Annotated in this window: 23 protein-coding genes; 7 read left to right on the top strand and 16 right to left on the bottom strand. The window is 64.1% G+C overall.

Features of this window, described 5'->3' with window-relative positions; all coding sequences use genetic code 11:
- Positions 1–22: 22 nt before the first annotated feature.
- The 7 genes from dapB to NKH05_RS09090 all read right to left on the bottom strand — a co-directional run bounded on the left by dapB (position 23) and on the right by NKH05_RS09090 (position 7,865).
- The gene (gene dapB / locus NKH05_RS09120) at positions 23–847 is read right to left on the bottom strand and encodes a 4-hydroxy-tetrahydrodipicolinate reductase (protein ID WP_036244690.1); all 825 of its coding nucleotides are present in this window, start codon (positions 845–847) and stop codon (positions 23–25) included.
- Positions 848–852: 5 nt separating this feature from the next.
- A complete protein-coding gene (locus NKH05_RS09115; protein WP_352495431.1) occupies positions 853–2,712 on the bottom strand; it encodes an ABC transporter ATP-binding protein in 1,860 nt (619 codons plus the stop codon).
- Positions 2,713–2,831: 119 nt separating this feature from the next.
- Positions 2,832–3,857, bottom strand: a complete 1,026-nt coding sequence (locus tag NKH05_RS09110; RefSeq protein WP_352856636.1) for a glucokinase — start codon at positions 3,855–3,857, stop codon at positions 2,832–2,834.
- Positions 3,858–3,978: 121 nt separating this feature from the next.
- A complete protein-coding gene (gene mepA, locus NKH05_RS09105) occupies positions 3,979–5,070 on the bottom strand; it encodes a penicillin-insensitive murein endopeptidase (RefSeq protein ID WP_031193975.1) in 1,092 nt (363 codons plus the stop codon).
- A 56-nt stretch (positions 5,071–5,126) separates the two neighbouring features.
- On the bottom strand, positions 5,127–6,035 hold the full coding sequence (locus NKH05_RS09100; RefSeq protein ID WP_352495433.1) for an SDR family oxidoreductase: 909 nt from the start codon (positions 6,033–6,035) through the stop codon (positions 5,127–5,129).
- Positions 6,032–7,192: a tRNA epoxyqueuosine(34) reductase QueG gene (gene queG / locus NKH05_RS09095; protein WP_023718826.1), complete on the bottom strand. Its 1,161-nt coding sequence runs from the start codon at positions 7,190–7,192 to the stop codon at positions 6,032–6,034. Before queG ends, NKH05_RS09100 begins: the two co-directional genes overlap by 4 nt.
- A complete protein-coding gene (locus NKH05_RS09090; protein ID WP_023678968.1) occupies positions 7,173–7,865 on the bottom strand; it encodes a glutathione S-transferase family protein in 693 nt (230 codons plus the stop codon). Before NKH05_RS09090 ends, queG begins: the two co-directional genes overlap by 20 nt.
- 161 nt (positions 7,866–8,026) lie before the next feature.
- Between NKH05_RS09090 and NKH05_RS09085 the strand changes: the two genes are divergently transcribed.
- On the top strand, positions 8,027–8,833 hold the full coding sequence (locus NKH05_RS09085; protein WP_023718827.1) for an undecaprenyl-diphosphate phosphatase: 807 nt from the start codon (positions 8,027–8,029) through the stop codon (positions 8,831–8,833).
- A gap of 94 nt (positions 8,834–8,927) precedes the next feature.
- Positions 8,928–10,163: a flavin-containing monooxygenase gene (locus NKH05_RS09080; RefSeq protein WP_352481366.1), complete on the top strand. Its 1,236-nt coding sequence runs from the start codon at positions 8,928–8,930 to the stop codon at positions 10,161–10,163.
- Positions 10,164–10,278: 115 nt separating this feature from the next.
- Here the strand turns inward: NKH05_RS09080 and NKH05_RS09075 are convergent, their stop codons facing one another.
- From NKH05_RS09075 to rsmI, 4 genes are all read right to left on the bottom strand, one after another.
- Entirely contained in the window at positions 10,279–10,554 is a 276-nt protein-coding gene (locus NKH05_RS09075; protein ID WP_352495436.1) for a metallothionein, read from the bottom strand.
- Between the two features lie 44 nt (positions 10,555–10,598).
- Entirely contained in the window at positions 10,599–11,636 is a 1,038-nt protein-coding gene (locus NKH05_RS09070; RefSeq protein WP_352495437.1) for a complex I NDUFA9 subunit family protein, read from the bottom strand.
- A 216-nt stretch (positions 11,637–11,852) separates the two neighbouring features.
- On the bottom strand, positions 11,853–12,230 hold the full coding sequence (locus tag NKH05_RS09065; protein ID WP_353025278.1) for a YraN family protein: 378 nt from the start codon (positions 12,228–12,230) through the stop codon (positions 11,853–11,855).
- Positions 12,223–13,149: a 16S rRNA (cytidine(1402)-2'-O)-methyltransferase gene (gene rsmI, locus NKH05_RS09060; protein WP_352495438.1), complete on the bottom strand. Its 927-nt coding sequence runs from the start codon at positions 13,147–13,149 to the stop codon at positions 12,223–12,225. The genes NKH05_RS09065 and rsmI overlap by 8 nt, the downstream gene beginning before the upstream one ends.
- A gap of 175 nt (positions 13,150–13,324) precedes the next feature.
- On the opposite strand from rsmI, the gene NKH05_RS09055 reads away from it, so the two are divergent.
- Both NKH05_RS09055 and NKH05_RS09050 read left to right on the top strand, forming a co-directional pair.
- Positions 13,325–13,507: a hypothetical protein gene (locus NKH05_RS09055; protein WP_023718833.1), complete on the top strand. Its 183-nt coding sequence runs from the start codon at positions 13,325–13,327 to the stop codon at positions 13,505–13,507.
- 7 nt (positions 13,508–13,514) lie between these two features.
- Complete coding sequence (locus NKH05_RS09050; RefSeq protein WP_023718834.1) at positions 13,515–13,703, top strand: hypothetical protein; 189 nt, start codon at positions 13,515–13,517, stop codon at positions 13,701–13,703.
- A gap of 190 nt (positions 13,704–13,893) precedes the next feature.
- Here NKH05_RS09050 and NKH05_RS09045 read toward each other — a convergent pair whose 3' ends face one another.
- The 5 genes from NKH05_RS09045 to rph are packed head-to-tail and all read right to left on the bottom strand — an operon-like array spanning position 13,894 to position 17,217.
- Positions 13,894–14,214 carry a low molecular weight protein tyrosine phosphatase family protein gene (locus tag NKH05_RS09045; protein WP_023718835.1) on the bottom strand — a complete coding sequence of 107 codons (321 nt, stop codon included), beginning with the start codon at positions 14,212–14,214 and terminating at the stop codon, positions 13,894–13,896.
- Between the two features lie 5 nt (positions 14,215–14,219).
- Positions 14,220–15,383, bottom strand: a complete 1,164-nt coding sequence (hemW, locus tag NKH05_RS09040; RefSeq protein WP_023718836.1) for a radical SAM family heme chaperone HemW — start codon at positions 15,381–15,383, stop codon at positions 14,220–14,222.
- Positions 15,380–16,057 (bottom strand): RdgB/HAM1 family non-canonical purine NTP pyrophosphatase, encoded by a 678-nt coding sequence (gene rdgB / locus NKH05_RS09035; RefSeq protein ID WP_023718837.1) that lies wholly within the window; start codon positions 16,055–16,057, stop codon positions 15,380–15,382. Before rdgB ends, hemW begins: the two co-directional genes overlap by 4 nt.
- A complete protein-coding gene (locus NKH05_RS09030) occupies positions 16,057–16,467 on the bottom strand; it encodes a VOC family protein (RefSeq protein WP_023718838.1) in 411 nt (136 codons plus the stop codon). Before NKH05_RS09030 ends, rdgB begins: the two co-directional genes overlap by 1 nt.
- A gap of 33 nt (positions 16,468–16,500) precedes the next feature.
- The gene (gene rph / locus NKH05_RS09025) at positions 16,501–17,217 is read right to left on the bottom strand and encodes a ribonuclease PH (RefSeq protein ID WP_353025277.1); all 717 of its coding nucleotides are present in this window, start codon (positions 17,215–17,217) and stop codon (positions 16,501–16,503) included.
- 132 nt (positions 17,218–17,349) lie between these two features.
- Between rph and hrcA the strand changes: the two genes are divergently transcribed.
- The 3 genes from hrcA to NKH05_RS09010 all read left to right on the top strand — a co-directional run bounded on the left by hrcA (position 17,350) and on the right by NKH05_RS09010 (position 20,150).
- Entirely contained in the window at positions 17,350–18,462 is a 1,113-nt protein-coding gene (gene hrcA, locus NKH05_RS09020) for a heat-inducible transcriptional repressor HrcA (protein ID WP_023718840.1), read from the top strand.
- 33 nt (positions 18,463–18,495) lie between these two features.
- Positions 18,496–18,693 carry a hypothetical protein gene (locus NKH05_RS09015; protein WP_023718841.1) on the top strand — a complete coding sequence of 66 codons (198 nt, stop codon included), beginning with the start codon at positions 18,496–18,498 and terminating at the stop codon, positions 18,691–18,693.
- 101 nt (positions 18,694–18,794) lie between these two features.
- A complete protein-coding gene (locus tag NKH05_RS09010; RefSeq protein WP_023718842.1) occupies positions 18,795–20,150 on the top strand; it encodes a PQQ-dependent sugar dehydrogenase in 1,356 nt (451 codons plus the stop codon).
- Positions 20,151–20,177: the final 27 nt, after the last annotated feature.

Genomic DNA, 20,177 nt, shown 5'->3' with positions numbered 1-20,177 from the left:
TGCTCCTTCAAATTTTTATGGATCAACTGGTCAGGCCGAGCACGTCCCGCATCGAATAGAGGCCCGGCTTGCGGCCGCGCGCCCACAGGGCTGCCTTGACTGCGCCGCGGGCAAAGATCGCCCGGTCCTCGGCATGGTGGGCGAGCGTGATGCGCTCGCCGGTACCGGCCAGCACCACACTGTGGTCGCCGACGACCGAGCCGCCGCGCAAGCTGGCGAAACCGATCGAGCCTGCCTTGCGCACGCCGGTATGACCGTCGCGCGACCGCACGCTGTTCCCGTCAAGGTCGATGCCGCGCCCATTAGCGGCGGCTTCGCCGAGCAGCAGCGCCGTTCCCGACGGCGCGTCGACCTTGTGCCGGTGATGCATTTCCAGGATCTCGATGTCGAAATCGTCGGCATCGAGCGCGCGCGCCGCCTGCTCCACCAGCACCGCCAGCAGATTGACGCCGAGGCTCATATTGCCTGACTTGACGATCGTCGCGTGCCGCGCGGCGGCCGCGATCCTGGCGTTGTCTTCGGCCGAACAGCCGGTGGTGCCGATGATGTGGGCGATGCGCGCCTGCGCCGCGTAGCCGGCGAATTCGACGGTCGCTTCCGGGGTGGTGAAATCGAGTACGCCGTCGGCCTTGGCGAAGACCGGCAGCGGATCGTCCCCGATCGCCACGCCGAGCCGGCCGACGCCGGCCAGCTCGCCGGCATCCTTGCCGATATGGGGCGATCCGGCCGGCGCGATGGCGCCGGCGACACGCGCGCCCGGTATGGTGTGGATGGCGCGGATCAGCGCCTGGCCCATGCGGCCGGCAGCGCCGACCACCACCAGGCCCATTTCACTCGCGGTCGGCATGTCACTCATGAATGTCTCCCGACCACCTTTTTCGCGCGGGCATTTTGCGCCGCACTCTGGATTGGCTTGCCGTCATCGACAAGCCCCAGCCCTTTCCTGCCTTGCACCCGGTGAAACCGCGCATAGACGCTGTGCGGGTCGGCCATCAGCGAGGCGTGCGTGCCCTGTTCGACCAGCCGGCCCTGCTCCAGCACGATGATATGGTCGGCATTGACCACCGTCGACAGCCGGTGCGCGATGACAATGGTGGTGCGCCCTTCCATGACATGGGTCAGCGCTTCCTGGACGCGGGCCTCGGCCTCGTTGTCGAGCGCCGAGGTGGCTTCGTCGAGCAGCAGGATCGGCGCCTGCCGAACGATGGCGCGGGCAATCGATACGCGCTGGCGCTGGCCGCCCGACAGCGTCACGCCGTTCTCGCCGACGGGCGTGTCGTAGCCTTGCGGCTGCTGGCGAATGAAATCGTCGGCCGCGGCCTGTTGGGCGGCGCGTTCAATCTCGGCGGCGGTGGCGCTCAGCCTGCCGTAGCGGATGTTGTCGCGGATGGTGCCTTCGAACAGATAAGGCTGCTGCGAAACATAGGCGATCGAGCCGCGCAGCGAATGCTTGGTGACCTTTGAAATGTCCTGGCCATCGATATCGATGCTGCCCGACTCGACGTCGTAGAAGCGCTGCAGCAGCGCAACCAGCGTCGTCTTGCCGGCGCCCGAAGCTCCGACGATGGCAGTCACCTTGCCGGCAGCGGCGACAAAGCTCAGATCCTGCAGGACCGGCGCCTCTTCGACATAGCGGAAGGACACATTGTTGAAGCGCACTTCGCCAGAGGTGAATTTCGCCTCGGCGGCTCCCGGCACGTCACCCTGCTGCGGCTCGAGGTCGAGAAGCTCGTAGATCATGCGCGCATTGACCAGCGACTTTTCCATGCCGACCTGCATACGCGCCAGCCGCCTGGCGGGGTCATAGGCAAGCAGCAGGGCGGTGATGAAGGCAAACACCGCGCCCGGCGGTTGGCCGCCGACAGTCGCCCGGTAGCCGGAATAGGCGATGACGCCGGCGACGGCGAAGCCGGCCAGCATTTCGGAGATCGGCGTCAGCCGTTCCGAGACGCGGGCGATCTTGTTTGCCCGCTGCTCGGCGCCCGCGACGAGGCCGCCGATGCGGCGCGACAGCTCGTCTTCCAGAGTGAAGGCCTTGACGATAGCGATGCCTTGCGTCGCTTCCTGCATCGCGCCGATCAGCCGCGAGTTGATCTGCACCGATTCACGGGTGATGCGACGCACCCGGCGCATCAGATAGGTGACACTGTAGATCAAAGGCGGGCCGATCAGCAGCGACATCGCCGAGAGCATCGGGTCCTGCCAGATCATGACGCCGACCAGCGCGACAAGCGACACGGCATCGCGCGCCAGCGATGTCAGCGTCATCGACAGGAGATCGCGGATGCCGTTGACGTTCTCGTTGATCTGCGCGGCGAGCCGGCCCGAGCGGGTGTCGTTGAAGAAGCTGACGCCGAGCTTCATCAGATGGTCGAAGATGCGGCGCTGATAACGCGCCACCAGATTGTTGCCGATTTTGGCCAGCGTCACTGCCTGGCCGTAGCTGGCCAGCCCGCGCAGCATGAAGGCGGCCAGGATCGACACGCTGATCAGCGCGATAAGATCGCCGCGCTGTTGGTAGAAGATCTGATCGATGACATCCTTCATGATCCAGGCTGTGAAGGCGGTCGTCGCCGCGATCGTCACCAGGCACAGCACGGCAAGAGCATAGTACCAGCGATAGTCGCGGCTGTTCTCGGCGATGATGCGGCGGATCACCGCCACGATCTCGCTGGGACGGACTTTCCCTTTGGTTGGTGCTGGAAGTGTCAAGTTGGAGCGCTTTGTGGTTTCGGTTCGGCCGGGCTGCAATTCGGCAACCTCTTAACGCCCCAATGGCGGCTTGCCTATGGCCGGGGACGGCGAAACTTCGTCGCGGCGCAGCGTGTGTCCTAGACCCGCCAGCGCCGCCCCGCCGTCTGCACGCCGAACAGCGACGGATTTCTGGCATAGGCGACCAGCCCTAAAAGCGCCGCTAGCGGATGGGTGATGACATAGACCGGCATGCTGCGCATCAGGGCGCTATGCGGCGCCTTGTCCTCGAAGGCGGCGCGGAAATTGCCGGTGCGCAGTGCCGGCAGGATTTTTTGCGCGATGCCGCCGGTGAGAAACACGCCGCCGCGGCTCATGAACACCAGAGCGAGATCGCCGGCGGTGCGCCCCAGGCAGGTGACGAAGATCGACAGCGCCTCTTCGGCTACCGGATCGTTCTTTGCCAGCGCCGCGGCGGTGATCTCGGCGGGCGTGGTAAAGGGCGACGGCTTGCCGTCCGCCTTGGCCACCGCCCGGTAGGCATTGACTAGGCCGCGCCCGGACAGGATCTGTTCGCCGGAGATGCGGCCCTCGAGCTTCTCGATATGCGGAAACACCTGGAAATCGCGCGGCGAGCGCGGGCCGATATCCATATGGCCGCCCTCGCCGGGCACCGGTATCCAGTGATGCAGCGCATAGACCAGCCCGGCGACGCCGAGCCCGGTTCCCGGGCCGAGCACCACCCGCCCGGAATTCGGTTCCGGCGCGTCACCGCCGATCTTTTCCATATGCTCTTCGCCGAGCGCGACGACGGCCAGCGCCTGCGCCTCGAAGTCGTTGAGCACCACGACGTCGCTGAGACCGAGACTGGCGAACATCTGTCTCGGCTTGACGATCCATGGGCAATTGGTAAGCGGGATCTCGTCGCTTTCGACAGGACCGGCTACCGCCAGCACAGCTGAATTCGGCCGGACCGACGAGCGGTCGAGCACGGCCGACTGGATCGCCTCGTCGATCGTATTGAAGTTGGCGGTCTGGACGATCGTCGGCTCGCCGGCTTCGGAATTCGCGTCAAGCACGATCGAGAAGCGCGCATTGGTGCCGCCTATGTCGCCGATCAGAATCGGAAACCGCAACAGAGTGTCGTCGTCGCTTACGCCTGGCATGCTCTCGTCCGTTCCCGACGCGTATCGCCGTTCTCTCGTTGACTAGCGCATGACCGCAAAAAGGGAAATCGGTTTTCGAAGTGGAGATGCACGGATGCAGACAGCGAACACGCTGCCCGCATCAGTGCCCCGGTCGTGGCCGCGGCAGCGGAATGCGGATCTCGGGGGTCGCCACAAAGGCGTTCGCCGAGGCCGGAAGCGCTGCCGCGCCGGCTGCGACCGTCGGCGGCGGCGAAGGCTCTGCCGCGGGAGCGGGTACGGCCGCGATCGGCACGCCGTCGCCATAATAGGTGACTGCTTCCGCCGAGGCCGGAGCCGGCGCGTCGAGCACGAACTGGCATTGCCTGGGCAGGTTCGCCATCGTCATCACGTCGCGTGCCTTCGGCTTGTCCGGATTCTTGTTGGGGCGCCACGGCTCCTCGGTGAACCACCAGGCCAGCGCCTGGTCGCAGCCATCGCCTGGCGCCGTCGCTTCCTGCGCCTTGCAGTCGGGTGACCCAGGCTGGCAGCCGATACGAATGTGGAAGTGGTAATCGTGGCCCCAGAACGGCCTGACCTTGCGCAACCAGCTGCGGTCGCCTTTGACCGTGTCGCAGAGCTTCTTCTTGATCCCTGGATTGACCAGGATGCGCTCGACTTCGGGATAGCTCGCGGCGCGCCTCAACAGCCGCGTGTGCATCGGCGTCCACAGGCCATCCTTTACCAGATGGGTCTTTTCATCGACCATCAAGGTAGCGCTGATGTTTTCGCGCTCTTCGGTCGAAAGCTTGCGGTCGGGCATCGGCGTTAGCCAGATGTCGGCGTCGAGGCCGATCTGGTGCGAGGCATGGCCGCTCAGCATCGGCCCGCCGCGCGGTTGCGAGATGTCGCCGATCAACAGGCCGGGCCAGCCGTCGGCCGCGGCATCGCGCGATAGTTTCTCGATCATCGCGATCATCGCCGGATGGCCCCAACGGCGGTTGCGCGACGGTCGCATCACCTCCCAGTGCCGGCCGTCCATGGGCAGCGCGACGCCGCCGGAAAAACAGCCTTTGGAATAAAAGCCGATCGATTGCGCTGCTGCGAGTGCCGGCAGCTTTTTGGCGCCGAACAGCTCTTTTGCCCGTTGCTCGGCGCTCGCCGTTTGCGCGGCAAGCGTTAGGCCGGCGACGGCCAGTGCTGCCGTCAGCAGCAGTGTTTTTCCCGGCAAGGCTCGCTTTAACGTCTTCCCCAAGCTGGACCCCTCCGCGATTTGAACCGCATCATACCACGCCCCGCGCAACGTATCGATCACGACCGTTTCATCGGACTGCGCGCCTCGCCGTCGCGCCAGTCGCCGCTCGCCCACATGGCGTCGAGAGCCGAGCGGTAGTCGGGGAAGCGAAAGCCATAGCCGGCCGCCTTGATCGCCGCGTTGGCGACACGCTTGTTCTCGCCATAGAAGGACCGCGCCATGGGCGAAAGTTGGGCGGTCTCGAACGGAATTTCGGGCGGCGGCTCGATGCCCATCAACCTGGCGGCATAGGCGACGACGTCCTGCGGCGGCGCCGGCAGGTCGTCGGTGACGTTGAAGATGCCGCCGCGATCGCCTTCGGCTAGATGCCAGAGAGCGCCGGCAATATCGTCGCAATGGATGCGGTTGAACACCTGGCCCGGCTTGACCAGTCGCCGGGCGGTGCCGTTTTCGAGATTGACCAGGGCGTTGCGGCCCGGCCCATAAATGCCGGAAAGCCGCAGGATCGCCACCGGCCGGTGGATGTCGTGGCCCAGTTGCAGCCAATCCTGCTCGGCTGCGACACGCATCACCGACCGCTTCGACAACGGCCGGCATTCGGCGGCCTCGTCCACCCAGTTGCCGCCATGGTCGCCATAGACGCCGACGGTGGAGAGATAGGCGATCCATTCGAGCTCCGGCATGTTGGCCACGATCACCTCGCGTGCCGCGCCCAGCACCGGGTCGCCGGCCTCGTCCGGCGCGACCGAGACGACGAGATGGGTTGTCTTCCCAAGCGCATCGCCGATTTCGGAAGTCAGCGTGCCATCGAAACGCAGCGGCACGATACCGGCTTGCCGCAGCGCCGCGAATTTTTCCAGCGACCGTGTTGTACCGAAGATCGTTGTGTCGGCATCCCTGTTGGCGCCGGCGAAGGCCCTGCCCGAATAACCGGCGCCGAAGATGAAAATCTGCTTTTTTGTCATGTATGGGCCTCGATCGGCTTTGGCAGGGCCAGAAGCCATTCGCCTCTTACCGCCTCGTCACCTTCTACTTGCAAAGCGGCTGCGGCACGTTCGGCAAATTCCTGACCCGGCACTAGCCGCGACAGCGCCCATACCGCGGCGCCGCGAACCAGCGGCGAGGCATCGTCGAGCAGCGCGCGGACGGCGCCGGCCAGCGACAAGTCCTGGGAATTGCCGGCCGCGATCAGCACGTTGCGGATAAAACGGTCGCGGCCGATGCGCTTGACCGGCGAGCCCGAAAAAAGCGCGCGGAAGGCAGCGTCGTTCAGGCAAAGCAGCTCGGCGAGCGGCGGTTCGCGCAAGTCCGCGCGGGCGGCAAGCTTAGCCTCGGAGGCAGCTTGGGCGAACTTGTTCCACGGACAGGCGGCCAGGCAGTCGTCGCAGCCATAGATGCGATTGCCGATCTTTTCCCGGAACTCATGTGGGATCGGTCCTTTGTTCTCGATGGTGAGGTATGAAATGCAGCGCCGCGCATCGAGCCGGTAAGGCGCCGGAAAGGCGTCCGTCGGGCAGGCGTCGAGACAGGCGCGGCAGGAGCCGCAATGATCGTCCTCAGGCGCGCCCGGCACCAGCTCGGCCGTCGTGAAGATGGTGCCGAGGAACAGCCAGGAACCATGGGCGCGGCTGACCAGGTTGGTGTGCTTGCCTTGCCAACCGAGGCCGGCCGCCTCGGCCAGCGGCTTTTCCATCACCGGCGCGGTGTCGACAAACACTTTGACGTCGCCGCCGGCGCGCGCAACAAGCTTGCCGGCGATCGCCTTCAGCCGGCCTTTCATGACGTCATGATAATCGCGGTTCTGCGCATAGGCGGAGATCGCGCCGCGATCGCGTTTTGCCAGGATGTCGCGCGGGTCGCGGTCGGGGCCGTAATTCATCGCCAGCACGATGATCGAGCGGACCTCTGGCCAGAGCGCCGCTGGTTTGCCTCGCCGCTCGAGCGTTTCGGCAATCCAGCCCATCGAGCCGTGAAAGCCGTCGGCAACGAATTCGGCCAGCCGTTCCGGCGCCCGCGGAATCGCATCGGGCGTTGTGACGGCGACGGCGTCAAAGCCGGCGTTCCGCGCCTCGCGGTCGATCAGCGCGCGCAGCTTTGCCGTATCAGAAATCGAGGTCCGCATAATGTGACACCGGCGACAGGCCACGCACCCGGTCGGACAGAAGCGGCCGGAACGAAGGCCGTGATTTCACCCTTGTATACCATTCGCGCGCGGCGCTGTGTTCGCGCCAGTCGATCTCGCCGAGATAGTCGAGCACCGACAGTGCCGCCGCCGCCGCGAGATCGGCATAGGTGACCTTGTTGCCGGCCAGCCAATGACGGGTGCCGGCCAGCCAGTTGGTGTATTTCATGTGCTGGCGGATATTGGCGCGGGCGGCGCGGATCGCCGCCGAATCGGGCGAGCCGCCGCCCGCTGTTTCCGGCATGACCGGCTTCAGAACGCGCTCGCGCACCAGATGCCGGGTAACCTCGCTTTCCGCCTTGTTGAGGTACCAGTCGGTCAGCCGGCGGATTTCGGCGCGTTCCATCGGGTCTTCGGCGAATAGCCGCTTGTCGCGCTTGAGTACGCCGCGCGTCTCGTCGAGATATTCGGCAATGACCACTGCGCCAACAATCGGCACGTCGCCCTCGGCAAGCAGGATCGGCAGCGTGCCGGCCGGGTTCAGCGCCAGGAACTCCTTGCGCCGCGTCCACGGCTTCTCTTCGATCAGTGCCAGTTCCTCGCCATACTCGCCAAAGGCGAGGCGGACGAAGCGGCAGCTGGCGAACATCGGATGGTGGAAAAGCGTTAGCATGGTCCCGCGATAATAGAGCGCACTGGCAAATCGCCGGCTGCGCCGGTAAGTCTTGGCCGCCCGATTCAGGGGCTGTCAGGGTGCTGCGACCTATAGGGGGAGTTCCGCGCCGTGACAAGCAAGCCGTTTTCTCAAGCCCTCCCTCCAACGCCGAGGTTGCCATGGAAAGCCAGACCGTCGTCGAAGCACTGCTGCTCGGCATGCTCGAGGGCCTGACCGAGTTTATTCCGGTGTCTTCGACCGGTCATATCCTGCTCGCCGGCCATTTCCTCGGCTTTCATTCGACCGGCAAGGCCTTCGAGATCCTGATCCAGCTCGGCGCCATATTGGCGATCCTCAGCGTCTATTTCCACCGGCTCTGGAAGATGCTGCTCGAACTGCCATACGATCGGCTGACGCGGCATTTCGTCCTTGGCATTCTCATCGCGTTCCTGCCGGCGGCCGTAGTCGGCGCGCTGGCGCATGATTTCATCAAGACGGTGCTGTTCGAATCGCCGCGGCTGATCTGCATCATGCTGATCATCGGCGGCGTCATCCTGCTGCTGGTCGATCGCATGAAGCCGAAGCCATATTACCACGATGTCGAGCGGTTCCCGACCAGGCTCTATCTGCAGATCGGGCTGTTCCAGTGCTTGTCGCTGATCCCCGGCACATCGCGCTCGGGTTCGACCATCGTCGGCGCGCTGCTGCTCGGGGTCGACAAACGGGCGGCGGCGGAATTCTCCTTCTTCCTTGCCATCCCGACCATGGTCGGCGCCTTCGCCTTCGACCTGTTCAAGAACCGCAATGTGCTGAGCAGTGCCGACCTGCCTATCATCGCCGTCGGCTTCGTCGCCGCCTTCGTCACCGCGCTAATCGTCGTGCGCTTCCTGCTCGACTATGTCTCGCGCCATGGCTATGCGCTGTTCGGCTGGTGGCGGCTGGTCGTGGGCATCGTCGGCCTGGCGGGGCTGGCAATCTGGGGGTGAGCCGGCGCGGATAGCGCAATCCCAGCCGGAACTCTGTTCTTGCCCGAAGCCGAGCCATACGATCTTGTGGACGTATGGTTGGCAGGGGGAATGCATGAGCGAAGTTCTTGACGCCCTCGTTATTGGCGCCGGTCCGGCGGGGCTCGGCGTCAGCTACTTCTTGAAACGGCAGGGCCGCGACCACCGTGTGCTCGATCGAGGCCGGATCGGCGAAACGTGGCGAACGCAGCGATGGAATTCGTTTCGACTGAATTCGCCGACCATTCGCTCCATCTTACCCGGTGATTCCTACGAGGGGCCGGAGCCCTGGGGCGCGATAACCCACCATGAATTTGTCGCGTATCTCGAAGGCTATGCCGAGCGGCACCGCCTGCCGGTAAGCACCCAAACTCCGGTTCAAGAGCTGACGAGAGACGATGGGATCTTTCGCGTCACTACGGCGGCTCGTGGCGTGCTTCTGGCGCGCAATGTGGTGATCGCCACCGGCGACCAGAACCGACAGGTCCGGCCACCAGGGTCGGCGGACTTGCCGGCGGCAGTTCGCCAAGTCGATTCTTCGGCTTATCGCAACCCGGCCGAGTTCGAGAATGGCGCGGTGCTGGTGGTCGGCAGCGGCCAGTCGGGCGGCCAGATCGCCGAGGATCTGGCGGTGGCCGGACGTGCGGTCTTTTTGGCGACCAGCCGCAACGGCCGTTGGGTGCGGCGCTACCGCGGGGGCAACATACTTAAATGGCTGACGCTGTCCGGTTTTCTCGACGTTCCGCGCAAGGAACTCGTCCTCCCCTCCGGCAAGCTGCAGGCCCGCGCGCTGGTCGGCGCGACCCATACAATCAGCCTGCAATCGCTGGGTGCACAGGGCGTGGTGCTGCTCGGCCGCTTCAGGGGCGTGGAGAATGGCAGCCTCGTCTTCGGCGACGAACTCGACGACCATATGCGATTTGCCGACGAGGTTTCGGCGAATGCCAAGCGCCTGGTCGACGAGTACATTGAGCGCGCCGGCCTCGATGCGCCCCTGGCCGAGGATGATCCAGCCGAGACGGTTGCCCCGCGCTTGCCCGATCCTCCGATCCGCTCCCTCGACTGGACGGCGAGCGGCATCAGATCAGTGATCTGGTGCACGGGTTTCACCGGCGATTTCTCATGGGTCCGGCTTCCTGGCGCGCTCGATGCGGCCGGCCAGCCCGTCCACGAGGATGGCGTCGGCGCTGTTCCAGGTCTCTTTTTCGCCGGCCTCGATTTCGGGTCGACACGGAAATCGGGCACCATACCGGCCATTCCAGAGGAGGTGGCTGGCATTGTGGAGCGACTTGTCCAGGTGCGGCGGCCTTGACCTCGGCGCGTCTGGACCTCGGCTGGTCGTCGTCGGGCTGACAGCACTGGCCATATGGGGATGAGCCGGCGCAGTCATTCGGAATGGTCGCCCTGGAGACGCCAAAGGAGGTGCATCAAGGCGCGCGATCGGTCAGCGCGCTCGCACCTTCCTCAGCGGCGCAATGTGCGCAGCAGTAGATGATGTCATCCTGTTCGACGCCATGTCCGATGATCCGGCATCCGCAATGCGGACACGTCGGAGCAAGTTTCTGGACCGCGCATTCGAAGCTGTCGAATGTGTAGGTCTCCTCGGCCATCGTCACTTTGAAAGCCTTGTCGTAGTCATTCCCGCATTGATCGCATCTGGCCATGGTTCTTTTCCTTCTTTCATTGGCTTCAAGCTCGACCAACCTGTCGCGCGGCGATAGGTTCCCGCCAGGATCAGAGGGCCGTCCTAAGGCGGAGACGAGCGCGAGCCTACGCCACGGCGCTGTTCGATCACGCGGATCACCTCGTCGATATCCCGCGGCTCGATGTCGAGTTCCTTCAGGCCCGGCGCGTCGATTGCTGCCACATTATCCTGACGCATAAGATCGATCTGGTTGCGCGTTATGGGGGCAGCCGGGAGGAGTTCCGCGACGCCAGCCAAGGCGTTCCATACAGCAAACGGCACCGGCATCAGCTTTACGTGCGTATCGAGCTGTCGGGCGATCTCCCGAAGCAATTCCTTATAGGTATAGATACGCGGGCCCCCGAATTCGAATATGGATGAACCCTTGTGGCTTCGCCCGTCGATCAGCCGGCTCACTGCTTCCGCGACGTCGGCCACATAGACCGGCTGAAGCCGTGTGCCACCATCGCCGAACAGCGGATAGACCGGCAGGAGGCGTATCAGCCTCACAATGGTCGTGAGGAAAGCGTCGTCAGGTCCTGTCATGACGGCGGGACGCACAATGAAAGCGCCGGGAAATGCGTTTCCCACGGCAACTTCTCCGCGCCCACGTGCCCTTATATAATTCGAATCCGATTGAGGATCGGAGCCGATCCCTGAAATCTGGACGAACTGATCGATCTCGACCTTGCGCGACACGGCAGCGAGATCGGCCGCGGCTTTCACATGGACGCGTTCAAAGGTCTGGACGCCCTGCTCGACGTAAAGACTGATAGCATTCACGACCGCCTGTGATCCGGTAATGGCCGACCCAATCGAGGACGCATCCAATATATCCGCCTCGACTGCTTCGGGCATCCTTGTAATCGAGGAAAAGACCAGGGCCACGCGAGCCGGATGGCGAGATGCGGCGCGCACCGTGAAACCCCTTTCCAGGAGCCGCGTCACGATCCTGCGCCCGAGAAAGCCAGTTCCGCCGAACACGGTGACGATCCGTTCCTGGTTGAGATCGTCAGGATCCATTTGCCTCGCCATCCCTTGTCCTCGCACGCCTGCCACGAGGACTGCCCTGATCGGCATTTGAACCAGCCCGTCGAACATCAGGACGGTTGGAGAACAACGCAGGAACGCTTTTGTTCCAGTCAGTGCTGGGCGGAGACCAGGTCGACAAACCGATCGATTGAGCGAATCCAGGTGAGCGTCGGCACATGATCCAGGCGGCAAATGGCGCTACTTGCTTGTTCCCATCGACGAGACGACAGGCAATCGAATCTGAACCGGAGATCGCGGCAAAACCGACCCCACTTCGGGAATGACCTAGTTCCCCCCGTAAAAAACGTTCTCGACATGCACCGGCCAGCGCCACGGCAATACCGCCACCATGTCGAAGCGCACCGATAATTTTCCGTAGCCGGATTGGCGCGACAGCCAGAAATCGGCCGCGCCTTCGATGCGGCGCTCCGATTCGCGGCCGACGGCCTCCATCGCCTCGATCAGCGTACGGCGTGCCTTGACCTCGACGATCAGCACCAAATCGCCACGCCGCGCGATCAGGTCGATCTCGCCAAACCTGGTACGGTGGCGGCGGGCAAGAATCCGGTAGCCCTTCAGCATCAGCGCCGCCGCCGCCAGCCATTCACCGTGATGGCCGCGCCGGTAGGCCTTTTGCCGGCTGGCGCTCCGCCGTTCAGCCATCGCGGTCTCCGCCGGCCCCGTCTCTTCCGGCATTCCTGAGGTCGAGCAGCCGTCGGTAGAGCGTCTGTTTTTGGCCACCCGTCATCTTGGCGGCTTCCGCCGCCGCCTTGGAGGCCGGCATCTCGGCCGCCAGCGAAAGCAGCAGCCGGTCGATGTCTTCAGGCTCATCAGCGACCGCATCGGCCGGGCCGACGCAGATGACGATTTCGCCCTTAGGCGTATCGGCTGCCGCGTAATGGCCGGCGAGTGACTGCAGGGTGCCGGTCCGCATCTCCTCGAAAGTCTTGGTCAACTCGCGGCCGATCGCCGCCTTGCGGGCGCCGCCCAGCACCTCGACCATGGCACTGAGCGTCTCGGCCAGCCGGCGCGGCGATTCGAAGAAGATCAACGTTGCCGGCACCGCCTTCAGCGCTTCCAGCCGCGTCAGCCGCTGGCCGGTCTTCACCGGCAGGAAGCCGGCAAACAGAAAGGCGTCCGAAGGCAGGCCGGATGCCGTCAGAGCGGCAAGTGGCGCCGACGGTCCGGGGATCGGCACGACACGAATGCCGCGTTCCAGCGCCTCGCCAACCAGCCGGTAGCCGGGATCGGAGATGAGCGGTGTGCCGGCATCAGAGATCAGCGCTACGCTCTGCCCGGCCAGCAGTGCCGCGATCAGCTTCGGCCCGGCCTCGGCGGCATTGTGCTCGTGATAGGCGGTGGTGCGGCGGCGGATGCCGTAGCGGTCGAGCAGGACGCGCGAAACACGCGTGTCCTCGCAGGCGACGATATCTGCGGCGGCGAGCGTTTCCAGCGCGCGCAGCGTGATGTCGGCGAGATTGCCGATCGGCGTAGCCACCAGATAGAGCGCCGGCTCGAGCGGCCGGGCGGCGATCTCGGTCTGCCCGACCACATAACTGCGTTTGGCCAATTCGCCGGTCACCTGCACAACTCCGTTCGACCCTGTTTGGCACGGCTCACGCCTGGTTGCAAAAGCCTGGGTTGCAAACGCCCGGTTCCAAACGGGGTCCCGACGTGAACCGGCCGCCATGCCTTTGCCATAGTAGGGAACGAAACCGTTGCCGGCGAATTTTAACCCTGATCTCGGGAGGAGCAGGATGGACAGCCTGACGATACAGGACGTTTTCGAACCCTATTATGCCGGCCGCAAGCGCTTCGCCGCGCCAGGCGACAAGAGCCTGCGTGGCAACGCGGATGGCGAGGCCAGGAAACCGCTCGCACGCCAGCCATTGGCAGAGAGCAAGCCCGTAACCGAAACCGACAGCACGACGGAGCACTGACCGGACGATGCCCAATCGCTTCGATATTTTCATCACCCGTCTCGAAACAAAAAGCGCCCGCGATGGCGCAGCATCACATCCCACAGGCGACCAGCATTCTGCCCCGCGCGACAAGAGCGAGATCAAGCAGACCCGCTCCGGAGAAGCGCATGCCGAGAAGGACCGCGGCAAGCGTCGTTTCAAGCACGACGCTTGATCCTCTTTTCGTCATCCTGGGACGGAGCAAGGAGCGCAGCGACGCGGCGCAGACACCCGGATCCATGCCGTAATATTCAAGCGTTTCGACAGTTCAGAATTATTCTACCGCAGCATTCTTCGACAAGGGTAGCGGCATGGATCCTCGGGTCAAGCCCGAGGATGACGAAGGCGCAGTAGCGCGACAGCCTTCAGAGATATCGCGATACCTTCACCGCCAGCAACCGGACCAGTTCCGGGTCCATGAATTCATAGTCGTCGGGAATATCGAGGCAGATCACCCGAGCCTTCCTTAGACTGGCCCTGAATTTCTGCTGCAGTTTGCCGCGGTGCGCCTTTTCCATCACGAAGATGATATCGGCCCAGGCGACAAGTTCGTGCGTCAACGGAGTGTCGGCATCGTGATTGGTGCCGGCCGAAGCGACCTCGATGTCCCTGCGACCGGAAAACACCTGCTCCGCCGTCGGGCTGCGCAAGCGATTCTGGCTGCAGACGAAGAGAACGTTCTTCACCGGTACTATCTGGCCAGATCCGCCACGACGGCATCGAGCACGATCATGCCGGCCGGCGTGGCGCGCAGGCGGGCATTGCCGATCGGCGCCACCAGGCCTTCGTCCTGCAGCACCGACAGCCGTGCCGTCGACAGGCCGCGCCCGGAAAACGCCTCGTAGCGGGAAAGGTCGATGCCTTCCGCCAGCCTCAGCCCCATCAGCAGGAACTCGTCGGCTTCTTCCGATCGCGTTAGGATCTCGCCGCCGGTGACGCCATGGCCCTTGGCCTCGACCAGATTGGCCCAGGTCTCCGGCATTTTCTCGGCGATTGTCACCACGCGCCGCCCGCTCTCGACGAAACGGCCATGCGCGCCGGGACCGACGCCGACATATTCGCCATAGCGCCAGTAGGTGAGATTGTGCCGGCTTTCAGCGCCGGGCCTGGCGTGGTTGGAAATCTCGTAGGCCGGCAGTCCGTGCGCGGCGGTGATCTCCTGCGTCAACGCATAGAGATCGGCGGCAACATCGTTGTCTGGAATGATGAATTTCCTTGCTGCATGCAGTGCATGGAACGGCGTGCCTTCCTCGATGGTCAGCTGGTACAGCGACAGATGGTCGGCGGCGTGGCCGATCGCCTGCTCGAGTTCCGTCTGCCACGCTTCAGGCGTCTGGTCCGGCCGCGCGTAGATCAGGTCGAAGGACAACCGTGGGAAAATCTCGCGCGCCAGGCCGATCGCATGCAGGGCCTCATCGACATTGTGCAAACGGCCGAGAAAGCGCAGATCCTTGTCGTTCAGCGCCTGCACGCCAAGCGACACCCGGTTGACGCCCGCCGCGCGATAGCCGCGAAAGCGCTCGGCCTCGACCGAGGAAGGATTGGCCTCCAGCGTCACCTCGATGCCATCTGGTACCGTCCAGTTCTTCGCCACGGCATCCAGCACCGCCGCCACGGTCTGCGGCTTCATCAGCGACGGCGTACCGCCACCGAGAAAGATGCTTGTCACCTCGCGCGGCCCGGTGCGGCCGCGCATGGTCGCCAACTCGGCCTCGAAGGCGCGCGCAAAACGCTCCTGGTCGACCGGCTGGTGGCGGACATGGCTGTTGAAGTCGCAATAGGGGCACTTGGCCGCGCAGAACGGCCAGTGGATGTAGACGCCAAAACCCGGGCTGCGGTCGAGCAGCATGGTCATGCCGCGGCCAATCGGGCTTGCGCGAATTTCTGGAAGGCGCGGGCGCGGTGCGACAATGCTGTCGGCTGGCCCGGCTTCCAGCCATGTTTTTCCTCAGCGGTCATCTCGCCGAAGGTTTTTTCGAACCCGTTGGGCAAGAACACCGGGTCGTAGCCGAAGCCGAGTTCGCCGCGCGGCGGCCATACCAGCGTACCTTCGACCTCGCCGCGAAAATATTCAGCCTGGCCGTCGGGAAAGGCTAGGCAGATGACCGCGACAAAGCGGCCCTTGCGCTGAGCAGGCGCGATCGCGCCAACTTCCTGCAAGGCCACTTCCGTGCGCTGCATGGCCATGCCGAAGTCGCGGGGGCCGTCCGGCGTCTCGGCCCAGTTGGCAGTGTAGACGCCGGGTGCGCCGTCGAGCGCATCGACACATAGGCCGGAATCGTCCGACAGCGCCGGCAATCCAGTGGCCTTGGCAGCGGCCAAGGCTTTTATGAGCGCGTTCTCCTCGAAAGTGGTGCCGGTCTCGTCCGGTTCCGGCAAGCCGTATTCCTTGGCGGACCTCGCTTCTATGCCGAACGGCGCCATCAGATCGGCGAATTCGCGCAATTTGCCGGCATTGTGGCTTGCGACGACGATCTTATGCCCATCAAGCGAATGAACAATTGGCGAATGAACAGTCTGCGAATGCATCAGATGCCCCAGATTCTTGGCTCGGCGAATTCGATCGAATTGCCCGAGGGGTCGCGAATATAGATCGAGCGGCCGCCTTGCGGCCACTCGAACTCGCTTTCGATGGCGATGCTCTTTGCTTCCAGGTGCGCTTTCCAGCGCACGATCTCGTCGGCGCTTGCGGCGAAACAGAGATGGCCCTCGCCGACGGCGCCATGCGGCGGCACTGGCAGCCTGGCGTCGGCCGGCGGCGGCACTTTCGTCGCCTCGGCATTGAAGATAAGCAGCACGCCGTCGCCGCAGCGGAAGAAGAGATGCCTGCCCTCGACCTTGCCGAGCGGATCGAGCCCGAGGACGCCCGAATAGAACCGTTCCGCGGCAGCGAGATCCGTCACGTAGAGTGCTGATTCCAGGATTGCGGAAGGAGTCACAGGATCGTCACCCTCATCGTCATAACCTGAAGATCAGTCCACCGCCATCTGCTGCAGGCTGACCAGGCGCTGAATGCCTTTCTTGGCCAGCCCCATCAAGGCCGCGAACTGCTCTTCCGAGAACGGTTCGCCCTCGGCCGTGCCCTGGATCTCGACGATGCCGCCCTTGCCGGTCATGACGAAATTGGCGTCGGTTCCGGCCGAGGAATCCTCGATATAGTCAAGGTCGATGACCGGCTGACCATCATGGATGCCGCAGGAGATCGCCGCAACGTGATCCTTCAGCACCTTGCCCAGGCTCGCTATTTGGCGGGCTTCCATCCAGCGCAGGCAATCGTAAAGCGCCACCCAGCCGCCGGTGATCGAAGCGGTGCGCGTGCCGCCATCGGCCTGGATCACATCACAGTCGACGGTGATCTGCTGCTCGCCGAGCGCCTGCAGATCGACCACGGCGCGCAGGGAGCGGCCGATCAGCCGCTGGATCTCCAGCGTGCGGCCGCCTTGTTTGCCGGCCGAAGCCTCGCGGCGCATGCGCTCGCCGGTCGAACGCGGCAGCATGCCGTATTCCGCCGTCACCCAGCCCTTACCGGAGTTGCGCATCCAACCCGGCACCTTTTCCTCCAGGCTGGCCGTGCACAGCACATGCGTGTCGCCGAACTTCACCAGGCACGAGCCTTCCGCATGCTTGGAGACGCCGCGCTCGAAGGAGATGGGGCGCATTTCGTCGAACTGGCGTTTGGAAGGGCGCATTCAGGCTTCTTTCTTTCTTCGGGATCTTGGCCGGCTTGTAGCCGCACGGGGCGTGAGGCGCAAAGGAAAATGGACCGGTTGCGCCGACGCCGCGGAAGTCTATATCTTCGGGCCGGAGGTTTTTGGCTCGAAATGACCAAGGCAGTCGATCCCGGTTCGCAATCGCACGTGCTCCCGTCGCACGCGCTGCAATCGCCCGCGCTTCAATCGCTCGACATGCGTTCGCGCGACATCTTCCGGCGCATCGTCGATTCTTATCTGAGGGATGGCGAGCCGGTCGGCTCGCGCAGCCTGTCGCGCATCCTGCCGTCGTCGCTATCGCCGGCCACCATCCGCAACGTGATGAGCGACCTCGAGCATCTCGGCCTGATCTATGCGCCGCATATTTCGGCCGGCCGTCTGCCGACCCAGGCTGGCCTGCGCTTCTTCGTCGATGCGTTCATGGAACTCGGTGACCTCTCCGACGAGGAGCGCCGCACCATCGAGGCGCAGGTGCGCGCCTCCGGCTCGGGCGCGACGCTGGAGCATATGCTGACCGAGGCCAGCCAGATGCTGTCCGGCATGTCGCGCGGCGCCGGCCTTGTGCTCGCCGCCAAGAACGAGGGGGCGCTGAAGCACATCGAATTCATCCAGCTCGAGCCGACCAAGGCGTTGGCCGTGCTGGTCTCGCAGAACGGCGACGTCGAAAATCGCGTCGTCGATCTGCCCGCCGGCATCACCGTCTCGCAATTGCACGAAGCCTCCAATTTCCTCAACGCCCATATTCGCGGCCGCACCCTGGCCGAAGCGCGGGTCGAGATCGCCCGCATCAAGGAAGAGACCAGGGCAGCCCTCGATACGCTTTCACAGGATCTGGTCGAGAAGGGCCTGGCGGTCTGGGCAGGCGCCGAAAGCGGGGTGCCTGGGCGGCTTATCGTGCGCGGCCGCGCCAATCTCCTGGAAAACGTCACTGCCCAGGCCGACATCGAATTGCTGCGGCATCTCTTCGAGGATCTCGAAACCCAGGACGGACTGATCCAGCTCCTCGACCTCGCCGAGGAGGGCCCGGGCGTGCGCATCTTCATCGGTTCGGAAAACAAGCTGTTTTCTCTGTCGGGCTCATCACTGGTGGTGGCACCCTATCGCGACAAGGACGCCCGCGTCGTCGGTGCGCTCGGCGTCATCGGGCCGACGCGGCTGAATTATGCGCGCATAGTACCGATGGTCGACTATACCGCGCAGCTGATTTCGCGCATGCTGCGCTAGGAGCCGCCGCGGCCTGCCGCAAGGAGAAAAAGAATGGCGCTGGAATCGTTCAAGGCCCAGATCAGCCTGCTACTCGAAGAAATGATCAACCAGCCAGAGGATCAGCACGAGGTGCAAGAGCAGTTGCGCGAGAAGCTGCAAGAGATGCGGGCCATGGGCTTGCCGCTGCCGGCCGATCTGGTCGCGCTGGAAAAGCGCCTCGACGACGATTTCTACGCCGCCGGCAAGTGAATCGGGGTTCGGCTTCAAATCCTCGTCTGCTGGACGGCCGCTTGGAACGACCAATGCCTCATCCCGTTTGCCCTTTTCGAGGCGAATCCCGGAGGACGTTGATGATCCGATCTGGCGGCTTTGCGGCCATTGCCGCTGCTCTCCTTGTTGCGACACCGGCAGCCGCCCAGCAGGCGGATCAGAAGGTGCTCAAAGGCGAAGCCGCTTTTGGCGATTGGCACGCCGACAGGCCTGGCACCCGCCGCCTGATCGGGCCGCAAGACATGCCGCCAGCCGATCCCGCCCAATCCGCGTCGAACGGCGCCGGCGTGGCGGAACGGCCCGAAAGCGCCAAGCCAGATTTGCCGCCGGGCTTTTCGGCCGAACTGATCGCATCCGGCATCGTCAATCCGCGCGTCGTGCGCGTCGCTCCGAATGGCGACCTGTTCGTTGCCAACAGCCATGCCGACCAGATACGTGTCTATCGTCTCGCCGAGGGCAGCGCCAAGCCCATCGAGAAAGCGATCTTCGCCAAGCGGCTCAGTTATCCCTACGGCATCGCCTTCTATCCGCCAGGAGACAAGCCGCAATGGGTCTATGTCGCAAACAGCGACAGCATCGTCCGCTTTCCTTATCGCGACGGTGACCTGAAGGCATCCGGTAAACCAGAAACCATTGTCGCCAAAATCCCGTCGGGCGGTCACACGACCCGCGACATCGCCTTCTCGCCGGACGGCAAGACGCTTTATCTGTCGGTTGGCTCCGCCTCGAACGTCGCCGAGGACATAGGCAAGGAGCCGGATAGCGGCCTCGACGCCTGGGCCAAATCAAAGCCGCTCGGGGCGGCCTGGGGCTCCGAGGACGGCCGTGCCGATGTGCTCGCCTTCGATCCGGATGGGAAAAATCCCCGAACTGTCGCCACCGGCCTGCGCAACTGTACGGGCATGACCGTGCAGCCCGCCACCGGCGCATTGTGGTGCGTCGTCAATGAGCGCGACGAACTCGGCGACAATGTGCCGTTCGAATTTGCAACTGTAGTCAAGGACGGCGGATTCTATGGTTGGCCTTGGTACTACATCGGCAATCACGAGGATCCGCGCCATCAGGGCGAGCGGCCCGACCTAGCCGGCAAGGCCACTGTCCCGGACGTACTGATGCAGGCGCATTCGGCGCCGATGAATATAGCCTTCTACGACGGCAACAACTTCCCGGCGGATTATCAGGGTGACGCCTTCGTCACCATGCATGGTTCGTGGAATCGTGGCGCCAGGACCGGCTACAAGGTGGTGAGGCTCAAATTCAGGGATGGCAAGCCGACCGGCGAATATGAGGACTTCATGACCGGCTTCGTTATCTCGAACGACGCCGTCTGGGGCCGCCCGGTCGGTGTCGCGATGGCCAAGGACGGCTCGCTGATCGTCACCGAGGACGGCAACGGCACCATCTGGCGCGTTACCTACGAAGACGGCCGCTCTTGAACGGCGGTGTCGCCTGCTGCGCTGGCG

The organism is Mesorhizobium sp. M1399 (assembly GCF_040317735.1).
Classification (GTDB): domain Bacteria; phylum Pseudomonadota; class Alphaproteobacteria; order Rhizobiales; family Rhizobiaceae; genus Mesorhizobium.
Note: the sequence above shows the minus strand (reverse complement) of the source record. Positions and strands in the feature narration are given on the sequence as shown.